The organism is Serratia sp. EC4, assembly GCF_059652115.1.
The window spans coordinates 375,582-390,940 of sequence record NZ_JBNIDE010000003.1 but is presented as its reverse complement, the minus strand read 5'-3'; the positions used below and the strand labels follow the sequence as shown (position 1 = coordinate 390,940).

At 58.1% G+C, this 15,359-nt stretch carries 17 protein-coding genes; 4 read left to right on the top strand and 13 right to left on the bottom strand.

What is annotated here, in order from left to right; translation table 11 throughout:
• Window positions 1-190: 190 nt before the first annotated feature.
• The gene (locus tag ACP39K_RS12155; protein WP_016928212.1) at window positions 191-475 is read right to left on the bottom strand and encodes a YciI family protein; all 285 of its coding nucleotides are present in this window, start codon (window positions 473-475) and stop codon (window positions 191-193) included.
• A gap of 102 nt (window positions 476-577) precedes the next feature.
• Window positions 578-1,498 carry a Kdo(2)-lipid IV(A) acyltransferase gene (locus tag ACP39K_RS12150; RefSeq protein ID WP_015377426.1) on the bottom strand — a complete coding sequence of 307 codons (921 nt, stop codon included), beginning with the start codon at window positions 1,496-1,498 and terminating at the stop codon, window positions 578-580.
• 261 nt (window positions 1,499-1,759) lie between these two features.
• Here ACP39K_RS12150 and ACP39K_RS12145 point away from each other — a divergent pair, with 261 nt between their 5' ends.
• Window positions 1,760-1,918, top strand: a complete 159-nt coding sequence (locus ACP39K_RS12145; protein ID WP_016928210.1) for a hypothetical protein — start codon at window positions 1,760-1,762, stop codon at window positions 1,916-1,918.
• Window positions 1,919-2,037: 119 nt separating this feature from the next.
• Window positions 2,038-3,105 (top strand): oxygen-dependent tRNA uridine(34) hydroxylase TrhO, encoded by a 1,068-nt coding sequence (trhO, locus tag ACP39K_RS12140; protein ID WP_048795831.1) that lies wholly within the window; start codon window positions 2,038-2,040, stop codon window positions 3,103-3,105.
• A gap of 43 nt (window positions 3,106-3,148) precedes the next feature.
• Here trhO and ACP39K_RS12135 read toward each other — a convergent pair whose 3' ends face one another.
• Both ACP39K_RS12135 and ACP39K_RS12130 read right to left on the bottom strand, forming a co-directional pair.
• Window positions 3,149-3,727, bottom strand: a complete 579-nt coding sequence (locus ACP39K_RS12135) for a YceI family protein (RefSeq protein ID WP_015377429.1) — start codon at window positions 3,725-3,727, stop codon at window positions 3,149-3,151.
• Between the two features lie 23 nt (window positions 3,728-3,750).
• Window positions 3,751-4,305, bottom strand: coding sequence for a cytochrome b (locus ACP39K_RS12130; protein WP_016928207.1), 555 nt, complete (start codon window positions 4,303-4,305; stop codon window positions 3,751-3,753).
• Between the two features lie 442 nt (window positions 4,306-4,747).
• Between ACP39K_RS12130 and ACP39K_RS12125 the strand changes: the two genes are divergently transcribed.
• Window positions 4,748-5,806, top strand: a complete 1,059-nt coding sequence (locus ACP39K_RS12125; RefSeq protein WP_497008533.1) for an AI-2E family transporter — start codon at window positions 4,748-4,750, stop codon at window positions 5,804-5,806.
• Here the strand turns inward: ACP39K_RS12125 and ACP39K_RS12120 are convergent.
• The 8 genes from ACP39K_RS12120 to pyrC form a co-directional block, all read right to left on the bottom strand.
• Window positions 5,754-6,758, bottom strand: coding sequence for a zinc-dependent alcohol dehydrogenase family protein (locus ACP39K_RS12120; protein WP_497008532.1), 1,005 nt, complete (start codon window positions 6,756-6,758; stop codon window positions 5,754-5,756). The genes ACP39K_RS12125 and ACP39K_RS12120 overlap by 53 nt on opposite strands.
• A gap of 3 nt (window positions 6,759-6,761) precedes the next feature.
• The gene (locus tag ACP39K_RS12115) at window positions 6,762-6,878 is read right to left on the bottom strand and encodes a DUF2770 family protein (protein WP_004927822.1); all 117 of its coding nucleotides are present in this window, start codon (window positions 6,876-6,878) and stop codon (window positions 6,762-6,764) included.
• Between the two features lie 122 nt (window positions 6,879-7,000).
• Window positions 7,001-7,627, bottom strand: a complete 627-nt coding sequence (locus ACP39K_RS12110) for a LuxR C-terminal-related transcriptional regulator (protein WP_048795835.1) — start codon at window positions 7,625-7,627, stop codon at window positions 7,001-7,003.
• Window positions 7,628-7,843: 216 nt separating this feature from the next.
• Window positions 7,844-8,959, bottom strand: a complete 1,116-nt coding sequence (gene solA, locus ACP39K_RS12105; RefSeq protein WP_028128020.1) for an N-methyl-L-tryptophan oxidase — start codon at window positions 8,957-8,959, stop codon at window positions 7,844-7,846.
• A 139-nt stretch (window positions 8,960-9,098) separates the two neighbouring features.
• Complete coding sequence (gene bssS / locus ACP39K_RS12100; RefSeq protein WP_004927812.1) at window positions 9,099-9,353, bottom strand: biofilm formation regulator BssS; 255 nt, start codon at window positions 9,351-9,353, stop codon at window positions 9,099-9,101.
• Window positions 9,354-9,554: 201 nt separating this feature from the next.
• On the bottom strand, window positions 9,555-9,833 hold the full coding sequence (locus tag ACP39K_RS12095) for a hypothetical protein (protein ID WP_004927809.1): 279 nt from the start codon (window positions 9,831-9,833) through the stop codon (window positions 9,555-9,557).
• Between the two features lie 130 nt (window positions 9,834-9,963).
• Entirely contained in the window at window positions 9,964-10,203 is a 240-nt protein-coding gene (gene dinI / locus ACP39K_RS12090) for a DNA damage-inducible protein I (RefSeq protein ID WP_015377444.1), read from the bottom strand.
• Between the two features lie 75 nt (window positions 10,204-10,278).
• Window positions 10,279-11,325, bottom strand: coding sequence for a dihydroorotase (pyrC, locus tag ACP39K_RS12085; protein ID WP_048795836.1), 1,047 nt, complete (start codon window positions 11,323-11,325; stop codon window positions 10,279-10,281).
• Window positions 11,326-11,538: 213 nt separating this feature from the next.
• Here pyrC and ACP39K_RS12080 point away from each other — a divergent pair, with 213 nt between their 5' ends.
• Window positions 11,539-11,826, top strand: coding sequence for a putative quinol monooxygenase (locus ACP39K_RS12080; protein ID WP_015377446.1), 288 nt, complete (start codon window positions 11,539-11,541; stop codon window positions 11,824-11,826).
• Window positions 11,827-11,886: 60 nt separating this feature from the next.
• Here ACP39K_RS12080 and rne read toward each other — a convergent pair whose 3' ends face one another.
• Window positions 11,887-15,252 (bottom strand): ribonuclease E, encoded by a 3,366-nt coding sequence (rne, locus tag ACP39K_RS12075; protein WP_147826929.1) that lies wholly within the window; start codon window positions 15,250-15,252, stop codon window positions 11,887-11,889.
• Between the last annotated feature and the right edge of the window lie 107 nt (window positions 15,253-15,359).

Genomic DNA, 15,359 nt, shown 5'->3' with positions numbered 1-15,359 from the left:
GCCGAAAGGTGACGCGTTTTGCCGGTGGCAAAGATGAAGGGGCAAAACGTGAAAAGTTAGCCTGGTAAGTATGCGCCGCAAGCGCGGCGACGGCAAATGAGGGGACAAAGATTGGGCGAAAAATGAAATAAAGTTTTAAAAATAACGTTTAAACCTTATTCCGCGCTTGGCGCGCGGAATTTACAGCGTTTTATAAGCCGGCCAGCGCCTCGAAACCGGCAGCGGTGGTGGTGGCGCTAAAGTCGGTGACCTCGTAGTGGGCCACGGCGTTGAACGGATCTTCGGCCAGGATGGCGTCCAGTTGCGCACGCTCAATGCCTTTGGCCAGGATCACGCCGCCGGTGCGGGGATTCTTGCGGCCGGAAGCGACGAAGGTGCCGTCCTGAAAATATTTCTTAAGCCAGGCGATGTGCCCGTCAAGGTGGCTGTCGACGTCGGCGATCGGGCGATGGTAGGTCAGGCTGACAATGTACATAGCGGCTCCAGGGGGTGGCGGCAAAGGCATTACCATCCCACCCTCGCCGGCGATTCTCAAGAGGCGCGCAATAAAAAACCCGCCGGCGGCGGGTTGGTTTTATCAGTAAAGCGAAGGCTCGCCTTCCGGGCGGGTCTTGAAGCGGCGATGCAGCCACATGTATTGATCCGGCGCCATCAGGATCTCTTTTTCCACCACTTTGTTCATGAAGGCGGCGGCGTCGAGTTCATTATCCAGCGGGAAGTTTTCCACCGCCGGCTGCATGATCAGCTCATACCCTTTGCCGTCCGGCAGGCGGCGCGGGGTGAACGGAATGATCGCCGGTTTACCCATTCGCACCAGCACATAGCTGCCGGTGGTGGTGGCGGCTTTGTCCACTGCGAACAGCGGCACGAAAACGCTGCTGCGCGGGCCGTAGTCGTGATCCGGCGCATACCAGATGATATCGCCCTGTTTCAGGGCGCGGATCATGCCTTTGACGTCCTTGCGATCCAGCATCGACTTGTTGGAACGCATGCGCCCCCAGGTTTGCAGCCAGTCCATCAGCTTGTTGTCGTGCGGGCGGTAAACGCCGATGCCCGGGTTGTGAATGCCGAAGATGCGCGCGCCCAGCTCCAGCGTCAAAAAGTGCAGGCCAATCAGCAGCACGCCCTGCTGGTTGTCGCGCGCTTTTTGGATATGCTCCAGGCCGCTGACCTTGAACCAGCGCTCGATGCGCCAGTTGGGCCAGAACCACGCCATGCCGGTTTCAAACAGCCCCATGCCGACCGATTCGAAATTCTTTACCACCAGCGCATCGCGTTCGGCCTGCGGCATGTCGGGAAAACAGAGCTCGAGGTTGCGCTGGGCGATAGCGACGCGCCGCTTGAGAAAGCGCATGGAAAATCGCCCAATCGAGGTGCCGAGCCAGTAGATGACGGGGTAAGGCAGCAACACCAGCAGATACAGCAAGCCGATGCCGACCCAGGTCAGCCAGTAGCGCGGGTGCAATAAGGAGCGATTGAAAGTAGGAACTTGAGTCATGGGTTCTCTGTTTGAATACGGTTGTTTAAGTGTAATGACAGCGTCATCGCACGGTCTGGCAGCCGGGTGAACTCGGCGGCAAGGTTCGTTTCTGCCGTTTGTTTGCGACTATTGTGGCATTTTTCTGGCGATCCGGGAAAACACAACGCATTAAAATCCCTTTTTGGGCGTTAAATATGCATCGAATGCCGAATTTTTCCACAATCTTTCCTGCCAAAGATAATGGCGATATTATTGTCGGTAATTATTCAGAGGGTAAATATGTTGGCACCATGGATCAGTGCGGGGCTGCTGGTGTTGGGCGCGGCGGTCGGCAGCGTCGGCGCACATTTGCAGATGAACGCGATATTGGCGCTTGCCGGCGTGATGATGGCGCTCGGTATGGTGGCTTCCGCGTTTACCGAAGGCGGCGGACGCTGAACGGGGCGCTTGCGCCAGGGCTGCGCGGCGGCGGTTTTTCGGGTATGATGTGCGCCGCGCGCGGGCCTGCTGGCTGCGCGCGGTAATCAGTCACCTCCCGAAAGACAGGAAAGTACACCATGCCAGTGTTACATAACCGAATTTCTAATGAGGAACTGAAGGCGCGCATGCTGGCGGAAACCGAGCCGCGCACCACAGTTTCTTTTTACAAATACTTCTCCATCGACGATCCCAAGGCGTTTCGCGACAGCCTGTACATTCAGTTCGAAAAACTGAAGGTGTTCGGCCGCATCTACGTGGCGAAAGAGGGCATCAACGCGCAGATCAGCGTGCCGCAGCATCACTTCGACGCGTTCAAAGCCGCGCTGTTCGCCTCGCACCCGGCGTTGGATCAGGTCCGCCTGAATATCGCGCTGGAAGACGACGGCAAATCCTTCTGGGTGCTGCGCCTCAAGGTGCGTGAGCGCATCGTGGCCGACGGCATCGATGACGAGAGCTTCGATCCGAGCAACGTCGGCGAGTATCTGCAGGCCGATCGCGTTAATCAGATGATCGACGATCCGAATACGGTATTTGTCGATATGCGCAACCACTATGAGTACGAAGTTGGCCACTTCGAAAATGCCATCGAGGTGCCGTCGGATACCTTCCGCGATCAGCTGCCGATGGCGGTGGAGATGCTGCAGGACAGCAAAGACAAGAATATCGTCATGTACTGCACCGGCGGCATTCGCTGTGAAAAAGCCAGCGCCTATATGCTGCACAACGGTTTTAAAAACATCTACCACGTGGAAGGCGGGATCATCGAGTACACCCGCAAAGCGAAAGAACAGGGGTTGCCGCTGAAGTTTATCGGCAAAAACTTCGTGTTCGATGAGCGCATGGGCGAGCGCATCTCCGACGATGTGATCGCCAACTGCCACCAGTGCGGCGCGCCGTGCGATACCCATACCAACTGCAAGAACGACGGCTGCCATCTGCTGTTCATTCAGTGCCCGAGCTGCGCCGCCAAGTTTGAAGGATGCTGCAGCGAGATTTGCCGCGAAGAGCTGAAGCTGCCGCGCGAAGAGCAGCGCGCGCGCCGTGCCGGCCGCGAAAATGGCGTCAAGATTTTCAATAAATCGAAAGGATTGTTGCAGACCACGATGCACATTCCGGCACCGGAAGAAGAAGGCCCAGCCCGCTGAGCCTGAGGAAATGAGAAGCCCGGCCGCCAAGCCGGGCTTTTTTTTATTTCTCGCGCACGCCTTCTACGGAGATGATCAGCTCAACGTCTTGCGACGCCGGGCCCAGATCGGTGGTAATGCCGAAATCTTTCAGCTTGATCTTGCCGTTGGCTTCAAAGCCGGCGCGGTAGCCGCCCCACGGATCGTTGCCCTGGCCAATCAGTTTGGCGTCCAGCGTGACGGGCTTGGTCACGCCGTTCAGCGTCAGGTTGCCGACCACCGCATAACCGTCGCCGTTTTTCTTCACTTCGGTGGATTCAAACTTGGCCTGTTTGTTCTTCTCCACGTTGAGGAACTCGGCGCTGCGCAGGTGCTTGTCGCGCTCGGCATGGTTGGTGTCGACGCTGGCGGTATTGATGGTCACGTTGACCTTGTCCTTCGAAGGATCTTTTTCGTCGAAGGTGAAGCCGCCGTCGAAGTCTTTAAAGCTGCCGTACAGCCAGCTGTAGCCCAGGTGCTGGATGCGGAACTCGATAAAGGCGTGCTGGCCCTGTTTGTCGATCTTGTAGTCCGCCGCCAGTGCGGAACCGGCGCTCAGCAGCAGGGCGCCTGCGGTCAGGCCCAATACGGTCTTTTTCAACATAGCAATCTCCATAAATCCAAAGGTTAATCGGCGCTGCTACCCAGCATCCGTTTCAAAGTGACATCACGATCGATAAAGTGATGTTTAAGCGCGGCCAGCCCGTGCAGTACCGAAAGCACAACCACGGCCCAGGCCAGGTAAAGGTGTATGGCGCCGGCGGTGTCGGCTTGCTCCGCCATGCCGGTCACGGTGGCGGGCACGTCGAACCAGCCGAACACGCTGATCGGTTGGCCGTCGGCGGTGGAGATCAGATAGCCGCTGATCAGAATGCCGAACAACACGGCGTACAGCGCCAGATGCGCGAGGATGGCGCTGACGCGAGTGAGGCGGCCATAGCTGGCCAGAGGTTTGGGCGGCGGCGAGACAAAGCGCCAGACCACGCGGATCACCATCACGATGAATAGCAGCGTGCCGATGCTTTTGTGGATCTCCGGCGCCTGATGGTACCAGACGTCGTAATAGCCCAGCGTGACCATCCACAGGCCAAGTGCGAACATGCCGTACACCGTCAGCGCCACCAGCCAGTGGATCAACACTGACACATGGCCGAAACGATCGGCGGTATTTTTCCAGAGCATCCTGTTTCCTTCGATTACCGATTGGCTGGCTGCAATAATTAAACTTTAGGAAACATAAAATCAATAATAAATTTAACTATGTTACTTCTTAGAAATATTAGTCAGTGAATTTGTTTGAGATGTTCGGGCTTCATCAGATAAATCGTTGAAGATGATATTATTTCCTTCATGGGGCGGTTGTGCTAGTTGTTGAAAATTAGGCTTATTATTTATTAATGTCAGCTTTTGTCATTTTACGTAAATCGTCCATGAGTTGCTCGGTGGAATTATTTGTTGGCAAAGGTTATGCCTATTTCTTGCGGCAAAGAGCAGGGCGGAAAGATTAATTTTTTCGAACGGTTAGGCGAAATCCTCTGCGGCGTGACGGTGGATTTTGCTACCATTAGCGCCAAGAGTCGGCTCTTGGTGGCCGGTTAACCCAGTGAAATAACAAGGAAACGTCATGGGCCGAACCCGCGTGACCGACAGCAGCCTGCGTCTGGCCGTCCTGCTGGCGATGTTGGTGATCATTTTGGCCGGGGTGAAAGCCGCCGCCGACATCGTGGTGCCGTTTTTGCTGGCGGTATTTCTCGCCATGGTGTTGAACCCGCTGGTGGCGATGCTGGAACGCAAGCGGGTGCCGCGTATCGTCGGGGTGACGCTGCTGCTGACGGCGGTGATCGTGGTCGTGATGCTGTTTATCGGCATGCTGGGCGCTTCGCTCAATGAGTTCGCCCGCTCGCTGCCGCAGTACCGCGGCATGATGATCGAGAAGTTGCGCGAGCTGCAGCATTACGCCGATCGCTTCAATATCAGCCTCTCCAGCGAAGCGATGCTGCAGTATGTCGATCCGAGCGCGGCGATGAATCTGGTCACCCGCATGCTGGGGCACCTGTCTGGCGCCATGACCAACGTCTTCCTGCTGCTGATGACCGTGGTGTTTATGCTGTTTGAAGTGCAGCTGCTGCCGTATAAGCTGCAGCTGGCGCTGGATAAGCCGGACGAAGGCCTTGCCGCGGTGCGGCGGGCGCTGGACGGCGTGACGCGCTATCTGGTGATTAAAACCATCATCAGCCTGGCCACCGGGGTGATCGTCTGGATCTTCCTGGCGGCGGTCGGCGTGCGCTTCGCTTTTATCTGGGGGCTGCTGGCGTTTCTGCTCAACTACATTCCCAACATTGGCTCGGTATTGGCCGCCATTCCGCCGCTGATTCAGGCGCTGTTGTTCAACGGGCTGGGCGATGCGCTGGTGGTGGCGGGCGGCTTTATCGCTGTCAACATGGTGATCGGCAATATCCTCGAACCACGGGTGATGGGGCGCGGGCTGGGGCTGTCGACGCTGGTGGTGTTCCTGTCGCTGATCTTTTGGGGCTGGCTGCTCGGCCCGGTGGGCATGTTGCTGTCGGTGCCGCTGACGATCGTGGCGCGCATCGCGCTGGAGACCACCGAGGGCGGCTATCGGCTGGCGGTTATCCTGGGCGACGGCCGCCCGCCGCGTCAGCCTCCGGCGGCGCCGGAGTGAGGAAGATCTTGCCGTTCACACCGGGCTGCGTGGCCTGCTGCAGCGCCGCTGCGTACTGATGCAAAGGATAAATCGCGGCGGGTGGGCGCAAAGCCAGCTGGCCGCGCCGCAGCAGCTGGAATAGCTGATAAAACGCCATCTGCCACTGCGCCGGCGCCGCCTGTGCGTTCCATTTGCGCAGGTGGAACAGCGAAGCGCGCAGCTTTAACTCGTCCACCACGCGCCGCCAGTCTACCTGGCGGCCGCTCAGCAGGCCTAGCGCCACAAAATCGCCGCCGGTGCGGACCGCCTGCGCCAGCTGCAATCCGTCTTCCCCACCGATGCAGTCGATGGCCGCACGGGCGCCAAAATTCGTCATTTCCACCAACTGTGGCGCTTCGATAACGCGCCAGGCGCCGGCGGCCAGTAACGCCTGGCGATGAGCGGCGTTGCGCACCACGACCGCCAGACGAATGCCGCGCAGCGCCGTCAGCTGCGCCAGCAGCAGGCTGACAGCGGAGCCGCCGCCGTTGATCAGCAGTACGTCGCCGGCGTTGAGCGGCAGCCATTGCGTCAACAGCACCCAGCAGGTGAGCGGGTTGATATAGATTTGCGCTGCGCAGGCGTCGTCAATGTCATCCGGCACCCAGACCACCCGAGCCTCAGGCAGCGTGACGAAGGTTTGCCAACTGCCGTCACCCGCTACCGCCAGCGCGCGTCGGTCCGTTGAATGCCCATTCTGCGGATTGACGATGACGCCCACGCCTTCATATCCCGGCACCTGCGGCAGGGCGATGCGGTGCGCGTATTGGCCGTGGATCGGGATCAGATCGGAAGGGTTGATCGGGGCATAGCGCATCTGCAATAACTGCTGTCCGGGGCGCAGCAGCGGTCTGCTCATCTGCTGCAATTCCAGCACCTGGGCGGGATCGCCGAAGCGGCTGAAGCTCAATCGGGGAAATAACGGCGGCATGGATTACATGACGAAGAAGAAATAGACATCCAACGCCAGCAGCACCAGCCACAGACAAAGGTAAAGCACCAGGTGCTCACGCACATTGTTGACGATAGCCGCCAGTATTCGGTTTAACATTTCAGCCGCCTGAAGAGAAGGACCCTTGATTATAGTCCTTTTCTCGACGTCTTTTACAGCGCGCCGCGCGTGTGCGCTGGAAGAGCGGTGATAAAAAAGCCTGCGTTATCGCAGGCTTGATGCTATACCGCCAGCAGCGCCAGCGGCGTCGAATTTGTTGGCGTGCTCGGCGGGTAGAAATAGCGCAGCACGTTATACAGCGAGTAGAACTCCAGCCGGTTGCGCGCGTTGATCTTCTCCGTGATGTGACGTTTGTGCACGTACACCGTATGCGAGCTGATCTGCAGCTTTTTCGCGATGCGGTAGTTGGGCATCTCCGCCATCCAATATTTCATTACCGTCAGTTCCTGCGGGCTGAACAGGGAACGCTCTTCGCCGTCATCGGCCAGCGCCAGCGGATTTTCGCGCAGCGTGCGTAAGGTGAGCGGCAGAATGCTTTTATTGAACAGAAAGGCATTATCGGCGATGCGCATTGGCGCTTCGCTGTAAGGGTAAGGCGTATCGAGATAGATAAACAGCAAGGCAGAGTGGCTGGCTTCCATAAATGCCAGCAGCTGTGCGTCCGCTTCGTTATAGCGGCATTGGTTGCTGAGGTTCACCAGAATGTGGCTCGGCTGAAAGCTGGACAACAGTGGCGTAGCGTACTCAATGCTGTGGCAGCACTTGATCGTCGTAATCCCACTATCAGCAAAGTAGCTGGCTATACCGACCCGGGTGAAGCAGCATTCGTCCACGACAAGTAGTTTCATGGTGACGTCCTTGTTGAAAGCCGATGGAGCATATCTTCTGTAAAATAGGACTTACACTGCAAGTGTTCAATTCGGAAATTCAAATGCTGAATGCAAGAAATTTCCGTTATCAGAATTTTTACTTGGTATTTAAAAGAGTTAGCAGGTTAATAAATTGTAACCGCCAGATTTCACTGTCCAGGGCTCGACGGGAACGTGGACAGCGAAATCCTCCGCTCAGCTAAATCGCTTCAGACCAAAGCTGGAGAGGTCAACCGGCGGCGCTTTGTCCTGCGCGAACAGCGCGGCGATCTCGCCCAGAGCGCTGGCGAACTTGAAGCCGTGGCCGCTCAATCCGCTGATGACCATCAGGCGATCGCAATCCGGCAGCGTATCGATAATAAAGTCTTCGTCAGGGCTCATATCATAACTGCAGGCTTCGCCGTGTAAACATACGCCTACACCCGGCAAAAATTGCCGCAGGAAGGAGAAAACTTCCGTGCCGTCGCTGGCGTAGCTGCCGAAGGGCTTGCGCTGCTCGGGGGCATCCATCGGCTGGCCGCCGTCGTGTTTGCCCACTTTCAGGCCATCGTTATCCGCCGGGAAGCCGTAATAGTGCGTGCCGTCCTGCGCTTCGACGGTAAAGGCCGGGAAGCGATTGTTCACGCTGTAGCGGCCGTCCGCCTGATGCCAGGAGAATACCTTGCGCAATGGCGCGATCGGCAGCTGCGGCAACAGCGCCTTCACCCAGGTGCCTGCGGTGACCACCGCTTTTCGCGCCGTGAAACGCCCTTCGTCGGTGACGACCTCAACGCCGCCATCAATGGGGTTCACCGCGCTGACCGGGCAGTTGAACAGCTGGCTGCAGCCGGCCTCTTTCGCCAGTTTGATCAGGCTGGCAACCGCCAGTTCGGATCGCAGGAAGCCGGCGTCCGGCTCGAAGACACCGACGTAACCTTCCGGCGCGCGGAATTCCGGCCAGCGTTGAGCGATCTGTTCGGCGCTGAGGGTTTGCGCATTAAGGCGAAACTTTTGCGCGCTCTGCTGAGCATTGCGAATGAATTCGGAGTGCTGCGGCCCCAGGTTGAGCACGCCGCACGACTGGAACAGTTCTTCACCGGATTGTTGAATCAGCGCATTCCACAGCGCCTGTGCGCGCAGCACCAGCGGCACGTACTTTTCACCTTCGCCGTAAGCGTGACGAATGATGCGGGTATCGCCGTGATGGCTGCCGTTGCGGTGTGGAGGAATGGCGCTGTCGATCATCAGCGCTTTCAAGCCGGCGCGGGTAGCGTAATACCCTGCCGCCGCGCCGACTGAACCGCTGCCCACCACAATCAAATCATATTCCACGTGCCCACCCTCTCTGATAGCGATTTCTTATCGCCCCATGATAAAAGGTTGGCGAGCGCAATGCACTGATTGAACGGCGAAAGGCGAAGAAAAGGCGCCGGGATCGGTCACGGCGCCTTAGGGGTTAGGGGACGATGTATCAATGTTTTCTGCGATCAAGATCCTGGTAATCCGTAGCTTCAATCTTGGCGATGCCGGCCTCTAAGATATTGATTAATTGACGGGCGACATCTGTAGTCAGCCAAAGCGTTCGGTCTACTTGGGCTTCTTCGGGCGTTTGGTCTAGTGAAGACAGGTAATGAAGGCGTATCATCATGGCGTCGTAAACGTCGACAGTACTGATATCCCAACCGACAAGCGGGTGCGTCTGAATTACTTCATCATTTCTGTCCATAAAGACCCCTTATTGAGTAGTAACTACCGTGAGTGACTAACGAGGATCAATGCGGCTCATCATCATGAGAGCAATTACAGTATACGCATCCGCTTTCATCGGTGGAGGGGGTTGTCACCGAAATTTGCAAAATAAATATTTATTTGAACAATTATTCTACAAATTTGTATGTGCAGCAGTGGATGAGTCAAGCGCAGCGCGTTATTCCGCGTCGGCAGGTGGCGATGCGCCGTGCAGACATTTTTCCAGCTCTTCGGCCAAATGGGCGAAATGCTTTTGCGTTTCGGCATCACGATTCTGGCTGTGCGATTCCAGCTTCAGGCTGTGGATCAGCCGCTGGTTGGCTTTGTCATCCAGGCTGAAGGCCAGGTAAGAGAAGGCCACTTCCAGTACGTTCAAGCGCCTTTTCTGATCGGCAATCAGCGCCAGCAGTTCGCCAAACGTCATTGCGTCTTCGGATTTCACCTTGTCCGGGGCCATGCTTACTCCTTTGCGTTAAATACAGCGCTGAGGCAAATTTTGTTTCAGAGTAAGGGTAAGCGATGAATGGGCAGGGCGCCAGAAACAAAAAAGCCGGAGAGCGACCCCCGGCAAAAACAGCATTGCAGTGTTATTCTGCGCTAAACCATTCGTCTGCGCTTTCCCAGGTTTCCTGAAGGATTTCCTCGATCAGATCCCGGTCGGTTTTGGCGCCCCCCAGCACGGAGAGCCCGTTGGCGCCGGCATAACGTACGTGCACGACGGCGTCTGGAAACTGGCGGTTGACCCGCTTGCCCAGTTCACCGGTCAGCGCCTCAATGGCGCCCGCCGGCAGCGGCCGGGTTTTATCTATAGTGACTTCAACACGCATAATTGCCCCCGAAGTGATTTACTGTTTATTTATACAGTTAACCGAGTGCAGGGGCAAGAGGGCGAAGCAAAAATATCAGTCTTTCAGCGACCAGTTCAGGGTTTCACCCGCCAGGAAGGGGATCACGGATTCATTGCCGAGGGTAATCTCTTCCGGCTGGGTGGTTGGCACGCGCTGCAGTTCGATGAAGTCTTCGTTGAGCGGCAGGCCATAGAAGCGCGGGCCGTTGAGCGAGCAGAAGGCTTCGAAGTGCTCCAGTGCGCCGAGCTGTTCGAAGACCGCTGCGTAAGCCGGGATCGCATTCGGCGCGTTGAAACAGCCGGCGCAACCGCAGCTGGACTCTTTGCGATGCTTGAGGTGCGGCGCGGAGTCGGTGCCAAGGAAGAAGCGATCCGAGCCGCTGGCGACCGCCTGACGCAGCGCTTCCTGGTGGACATTGCGCTTGAGGATCGGCAGGCAGAACAGGTGCGGGCGAATGCCGCCGACCAGCATGTGGTTGCGGTTGAACATCAGGTGCTGTGGCGTGATGGTGGCGCCGAGGAAACGATTGCCTGCCTGCACGTATTGCGCCGCTTCTTTGGTGGTGATGTGCTCGAAGACGATCTTCAGCTCAGGGAACTGTTGGCGAATCGGTTCCATCACCTGCTCGATAAAACGCGCCTCGCGGTCGAAAATATCGATGGCAGGATCGGTCACTTCGCCGTGGATCAGCAATGGCATGCCGATTTTTTGCATCTGCTCGAACAGCGGGTAAATACCGGTCACGTCGCTGACGCCGTGGCTGGAGTTGGTGGTGGCGTTGGCCGGATACAGCTTGGCGGCAGTAAACACCCCTTGTTCGAAGCCGTTGACCAGTTCACTGGCCGCCAGGGAGTTGGTCAGGTAGCAGGTCATCAGCGGAGTGAAATTGTGACCCTGCGGAACCGCCGCCAGAATGCGATCGCGGTAGGCGCGCGCGGCGGCCACGGTCGTTACGGGCGGAACCAGGTTCGGCATCACGATCGCCCGGCCAAATACCTGGCTGGTATAGGGCACCACCGTTTTCAGCATTTCATCGTCACGCAGGTGGATATGCCAGTCGTCTGGGCGGCGGATTTTCAGAACTTGGGGTTGTGCGGTCATCTAGCTAGGCTCCGGCGGTCAAATACGTCTAATGAAAAGCGAATAATGGGTTTATTCACGCCGGGGTGTAAGGATAAGCGGAAAGTGCCGCAGATGCATCTGTTTGTTGGCGACAAGTTGAAATCAATAGCGCGGCGGGCGCATAGTAACAGGGATTTCAACGATGCCGACGCCAATACCGTCGACCTTCATCAAGTGGAAAGGGAGAAAGCAATGGAAGTACGCGTTATCGCCACCCTGCAAGCGAAAGCGGGATTTGAAGCCGCCGTCAGCGAAGCGGTGCACGACATTATCGAGCCGAGCCGCCAGGAGTTGGGCAACCTGCAATATGACTTGCATCGCGATCTGGAAAAACCGGGCGTTTTCGTGTTCTTTGAGCGTTGGGCCAGCAGCGAAGCGCTGGATAAGCATAATGAGACGGCGCATTTTCAGCAGTTCGTCAGCCGGCTTGACGGCAAGTTGGATGTTCTGGACATCAAAAAACTGAAGAAGATCGCCTGAGGACGTTACAGGCAAGAAAAAACCCGCCGATGGCGGGTTTTTTTAGGGTTGCAGATTAACTTATTCGTTAACCGGCTGTGGTTTGGTGGCCGGCGCGGTCGCCTGGCTCACCGCCGAATGGCCGCCTGCGGAGCCTTTGCCTTCAAAGTTGAAGGAAGGGCGCTGCCAGTCGCTGTGCTTGCGTTCTTCCGGCACGTAGGCCGGCGCAGGCGCTTTGGTCATCGGCGCAGTGGCGATGTGTTTGTACAGCGCGTCCTGCACGGCTTTCACCGGCGCCGGCTGCTGAGCAACCACTGGCGCAGGGGCTTGTTCCACCGGAGCGGCTTCCACGGCTGCCGCCGCAGGTGCGGCTTCTACCATTGGCGTTTCTTCCGCTGGCGTGGCTTCTACCACCGGTGCAGTTTCGACCACAGGCTCGTCTTCCGCTAGCGCAGGTTCAACCACTGGCTCTACAGCTACGGTTTCAGCTACCGGCTCGGCTTCCACTGCAGGGGCAGTCTCTTCCGCTTTCGGCTGTTCAACTGCAACAGTTGCCGGGGCGGTTTCCACCGGCGCCGGGATTTCCTCGGCCGGGATAGCCACGACAGGCGCTACGGCTGCAGCTTCTTCCGTTACGGTAACGGCAGCAGTTTCAACGGCGGCCTCTGGCGCAGGCGGGTTGACGCTGGCCGCCACCTGGGTTTCTTCCACGGCAACGTTGTGCTGTTCAACCGCGGCAGCGACAACCGGTGCCACAGCCTGTTCTACGGCTTCGGTCTGCACTTCGGCTTCTTCAACCTGAGCGACCGGGTAGCTTACCCAGACTTTGCCCGATGCCATTTCCGGCGAAGCGAATGCGCCCGCCAGCGGCATTGGAGATTGCAGCGGGTAACGTTCATCGCGGTAACGACGGCGGCGCTGGCCGCTGACGCGCAGGTGGCGCGGTGAACGGCGGGAACGGCGCGGCATGCCTTCGCCGTTGCCGCGGCTTTCGCCCTGGGCATCGTCTTCCGGCTGTGCGGCAACGGTTTCCGGCAGCAGCTTGACGCTGTCGTCGGTGGTCGGCTGCGCGTCTTCGGCTTTCGCTACCGGCGCTTTCGGCGCCAACAGCTCTTCCGCTGCGCGCTGCAGCTCTTCTTCGGCAGACAGGATACGCACTTTCTGCGTCAGCGTGCGGCGCTGACGGCGCTGCATGTTCTGCTGCTGGCGTTCTTCCTGCTCTTCGTCGGTGCTCTCGACCGCTTCAACGCTTTCCAGCGCTTTCACTTCCTGCTGAGCCTGACGTTTCTCTTCCTGACGGCGACGCTGGCGTTCAGCGCGCTGCTCACGGCGTTGCTGCTGATCTTCGCGCGGCGCTTTAGCGCCTTCTTCTGAAGCGGTTTCCTCCGCTACCGGCGCGTTCTGCTGCTGGTTGCGGCGGTTACGGCGCTGCTCATCGCGGGACTCACGCGATTCACGGCCTTCACGGTTCTCACGCGGTTCACGGTTGTCGCGCTCGCGATTGTCACGGCCTTCACCGCGCTCTTTACGCTCGCCACGTTCCGGACGATCGCCACGGTCGCTACGCTCACCGCGCTCTTTACGGCCGGTGCCTTGACGGCGCTGACCGCGACGATCCTGACGACGGTTTTCACCGTTGCTTTCCGCCTTCGGCGCTTCGGCTGGTTTGGCTTCTTCGACGGCAGGTTGCTCTTCACCGGCGAACAAGTTCTTCAGACCACCGAACAGGCGGCCCAGGAAGCCCGGCTTGGCGGCGGCCGGCGCTGCGGCTTTCGCCTTGGCGGCTGCAGCGGCAGGCTTGGCCACGGCGACGGGTTCTTCAGCCGGCGGCGGCGCATCGGCGGACAGCGAGAAGGAAGCCAGGGCCGGTTGCTCCGGACGCTTGCGCTCCATCGGCGCGTCTTCCAGCGGGCGTTCCATGTCTTCTTCGTGCAGTTTCGGCAGCAGGTAGCTGAGGGTAGAGGTTTCCTCGCCCTTGCGCACGCGCAGCACCGAGTAATGCGGGGTTTGCATTTCATCGTTCGGCACGATGACGGCTTTCACGCCACCCTGACGTTTTTCGATCGCGCTGACGGATTCGCGCTTTTCGTTCAACAGGTACGAAGCGACCTGAACCGGCACGATAGCGTGAACTTCTTTGGTGTTTTCCTTCAGCGCTTCTTCTTCGATCAGGCGCAGAATGGACAGCGCCAGCGATTCGTTGTCGCGAATGGTGCCGGTGCCGTTACAGCGTGGGCACACGTGATGGCTGGACTCGCCCAGCGACGGGCTGAGGCGCTGACGCGACATTTCCAGCAGGCCGAAGCGGGAGATGCGGCCGATTTGGATGCGCGCGCGGTCTTGGCGCACGGCGTCACGCAGGCGGTTTTCCACTTCGCGCTGGTGGCGAACCGGCGTCATGTCGATGAAGTCGATGACGATCAGGCCGCCGAGGTCGCGCAGGCGCAGCTGGCGTGCGATCTCGTCCGCCGCTTCCAGGTTGGTGTTGAACGCCGTCTCTTCGATGTCGCCGCCGCGGGTTGCACGCGCGGAGTTGATGTCGATGGCGGTCAGCGCTTCGGTGCTGTCGATGACGATCGAGCCGCCGGACGGCAGGCGCACTTCGCGCTGGAAGGCGGATTCGATCTGCGATTCGATCTGATAGTGGCTGAACAGAGGAATTTCACCGCTGTACAGTTTGATTTTGCTGCTGAAATCCGGGCGGCCCAGCGCAGCGATGTGCTCTTTGGCCAGATCGAGAATTTTCGGGTTGTCGATCAGGATTTCGCCGATGTCCGGGCGCAGGTAATCGCGGAAGGCGCGCACGATAACGTTGCTTTCCTGGTGGATCAGGAACGGCGCAGAGCGGCCTTCGGCGGCTTTTTTAATCGCTTCCCAGTGCTTCAGGCGGAAGGAGAGATCCCACTGCAGCGCGTCGGCGGATTTGCCTACGCCCGCGGTGCGAACGATCAGGCCCATGCCGTCCGGCAGTTGCAGCGAAGAGAGCGCTTCTTTCAGCTCGGTGCGATCGTCGCCCTCGATGCGGCGAGAAATACCGCCGGCGCGCGGGTTGTTCGGCATCAGCACCAGATAACTGCCCGCCAGACTGATGAAGGTGGTCAAGGCGGCGCCTTTGTTGCCACGTTCTTCTTTGTCTACCTGAACGATGACTTCCTGGCCTTCGCGCAGCACATCTTTGATGTTCGGGCGACCATGGGAAGAGTAATTGCTAGGGAAGTATTCGCGGGCGATTTCTTTAAGGGGGAGGAAACCATGTCGTTCTGCGCCGTAGTCCACGAACGCTGCTTCAAGACTTGGTTCAATGCGGGTGATTTTGCCTTTGTAAATATTCGCTTTTTTCTGCTCATGACCCGGACTTTCAATATCCAAATCATACAGCCGCTGTCCATCTACGAGGGCAACACGCAACTCTTCCTGCTGAGTTGCGTTAATCAACATTCTTTTCATCTTAACTTACTCGTTATTTTTACATTATCGACAAAGCTGCGGGCAAAATAACCTCATGGCCGGAGTTAAACCGAAAGCCCCGTGTCTTCTCGCAAAGTCGTCAACCT

What these genes read in the sequence shown, in the direction of transcription:
- ACP39K_RS12155 (WP_016928212.1), bottom strand. Translation starts at nt 475, where the DNA reads ATGTACATTGTCAGCCTGACCTACCATCGCCCGATCGCCGACGTCGAC.
- bssS (WP_004927812.1), bottom strand. Translation starts at nt 9,353, where the DNA reads ATGGACAGAAATGATGAAGTAATTCAGACGCACCCGCTTGTCGGTTGG.
- ACP39K_RS12120 (WP_497008532.1), bottom strand. Translation starts at nt 6,758, where the DNA reads ATGCCGCCGTTATTTCCCCGATTGAGCTTCAGCCGCTTCGGCGATCCC.
- ACP39K_RS12130 (WP_016928207.1), bottom strand. Translation starts at nt 4,305, where the DNA reads ATGCTCTGGAAAAATACCGCCGATCGTTTCGGCCATGTGTCAGTGTTG.
- dinI (WP_015377444.1), bottom strand. Translation starts at nt 10,203, where the DNA reads ATGCGTGTTGAAGTCACTATAGATAAAACCCGGCCGCTGCCGGCGGGC.
- ACP39K_RS12095 (WP_004927809.1), bottom strand. Translation starts at nt 9,833, where the DNA reads ATGGCCCCGGACAAGGTGAAATCCGAAGACGCAATGACGTTTGGCGAA.
- ACP39K_RS12135 (WP_015377429.1), bottom strand. Translation starts at nt 3,727, where the DNA reads ATGTTGAAAAAGACCGTATTGGGCCTGACCGCAGGCGCCCTGCTGCTG.
- pyrC (WP_048795836.1), bottom strand. Translation starts at nt 11,325, where the DNA reads ATGACCGCACAACCCCAAGTTCTGAAAATCCGCCGCCCAGACGACTGG.
- ACP39K_RS12080 (WP_015377446.1), top strand. Translation starts at nt 11,539, where the DNA reads ATGGAAGTACGCGTTATCGCCACCCTGCAAGCGAAAGCGGGATTTGAA.
- ACP39K_RS12115 (WP_004927822.1), bottom strand. Translation starts at nt 6,878, where the DNA reads ATGTTAAACCGAATACTGGCGGCTATCGTCAACAATGTGCGTGAGCAC.
- ACP39K_RS12110 (WP_048795835.1), bottom strand. Translation starts at nt 7,627, where the DNA reads ATGAAACTACTTGTCGTGGACGAATGCTGCTTCACCCGGGTCGGTATA.
- ACP39K_RS12150 (WP_015377426.1), bottom strand. Translation starts at nt 1,498, where the DNA reads ATGACTCAAGTTCCTACTTTCAATCGCTCCTTATTGCACCCGCGCTAC.
- rne (WP_147826929.1), bottom strand. Translation starts at nt 15,252, where the DNA reads ATGAAAAGAATGTTGATTAACGCAACTCAGCAGGAAGAGTTGCGTGTT.
- trhO (WP_048795831.1), top strand. Translation starts at nt 2,038, where the DNA reads ATGCCAGTGTTACATAACCGAATTTCTAATGAGGAACTGAAGGCGCGC.
- ACP39K_RS12125 (WP_497008533.1), top strand. Translation starts at nt 4,748, where the DNA reads ATGGGCCGAACCCGCGTGACCGACAGCAGCCTGCGTCTGGCCGTCCTG.
- ACP39K_RS12145 (WP_016928210.1), top strand. Translation starts at nt 1,760, where the DNA reads ATGTTGGCACCATGGATCAGTGCGGGGCTGCTGGTGTTGGGCGCGGCG.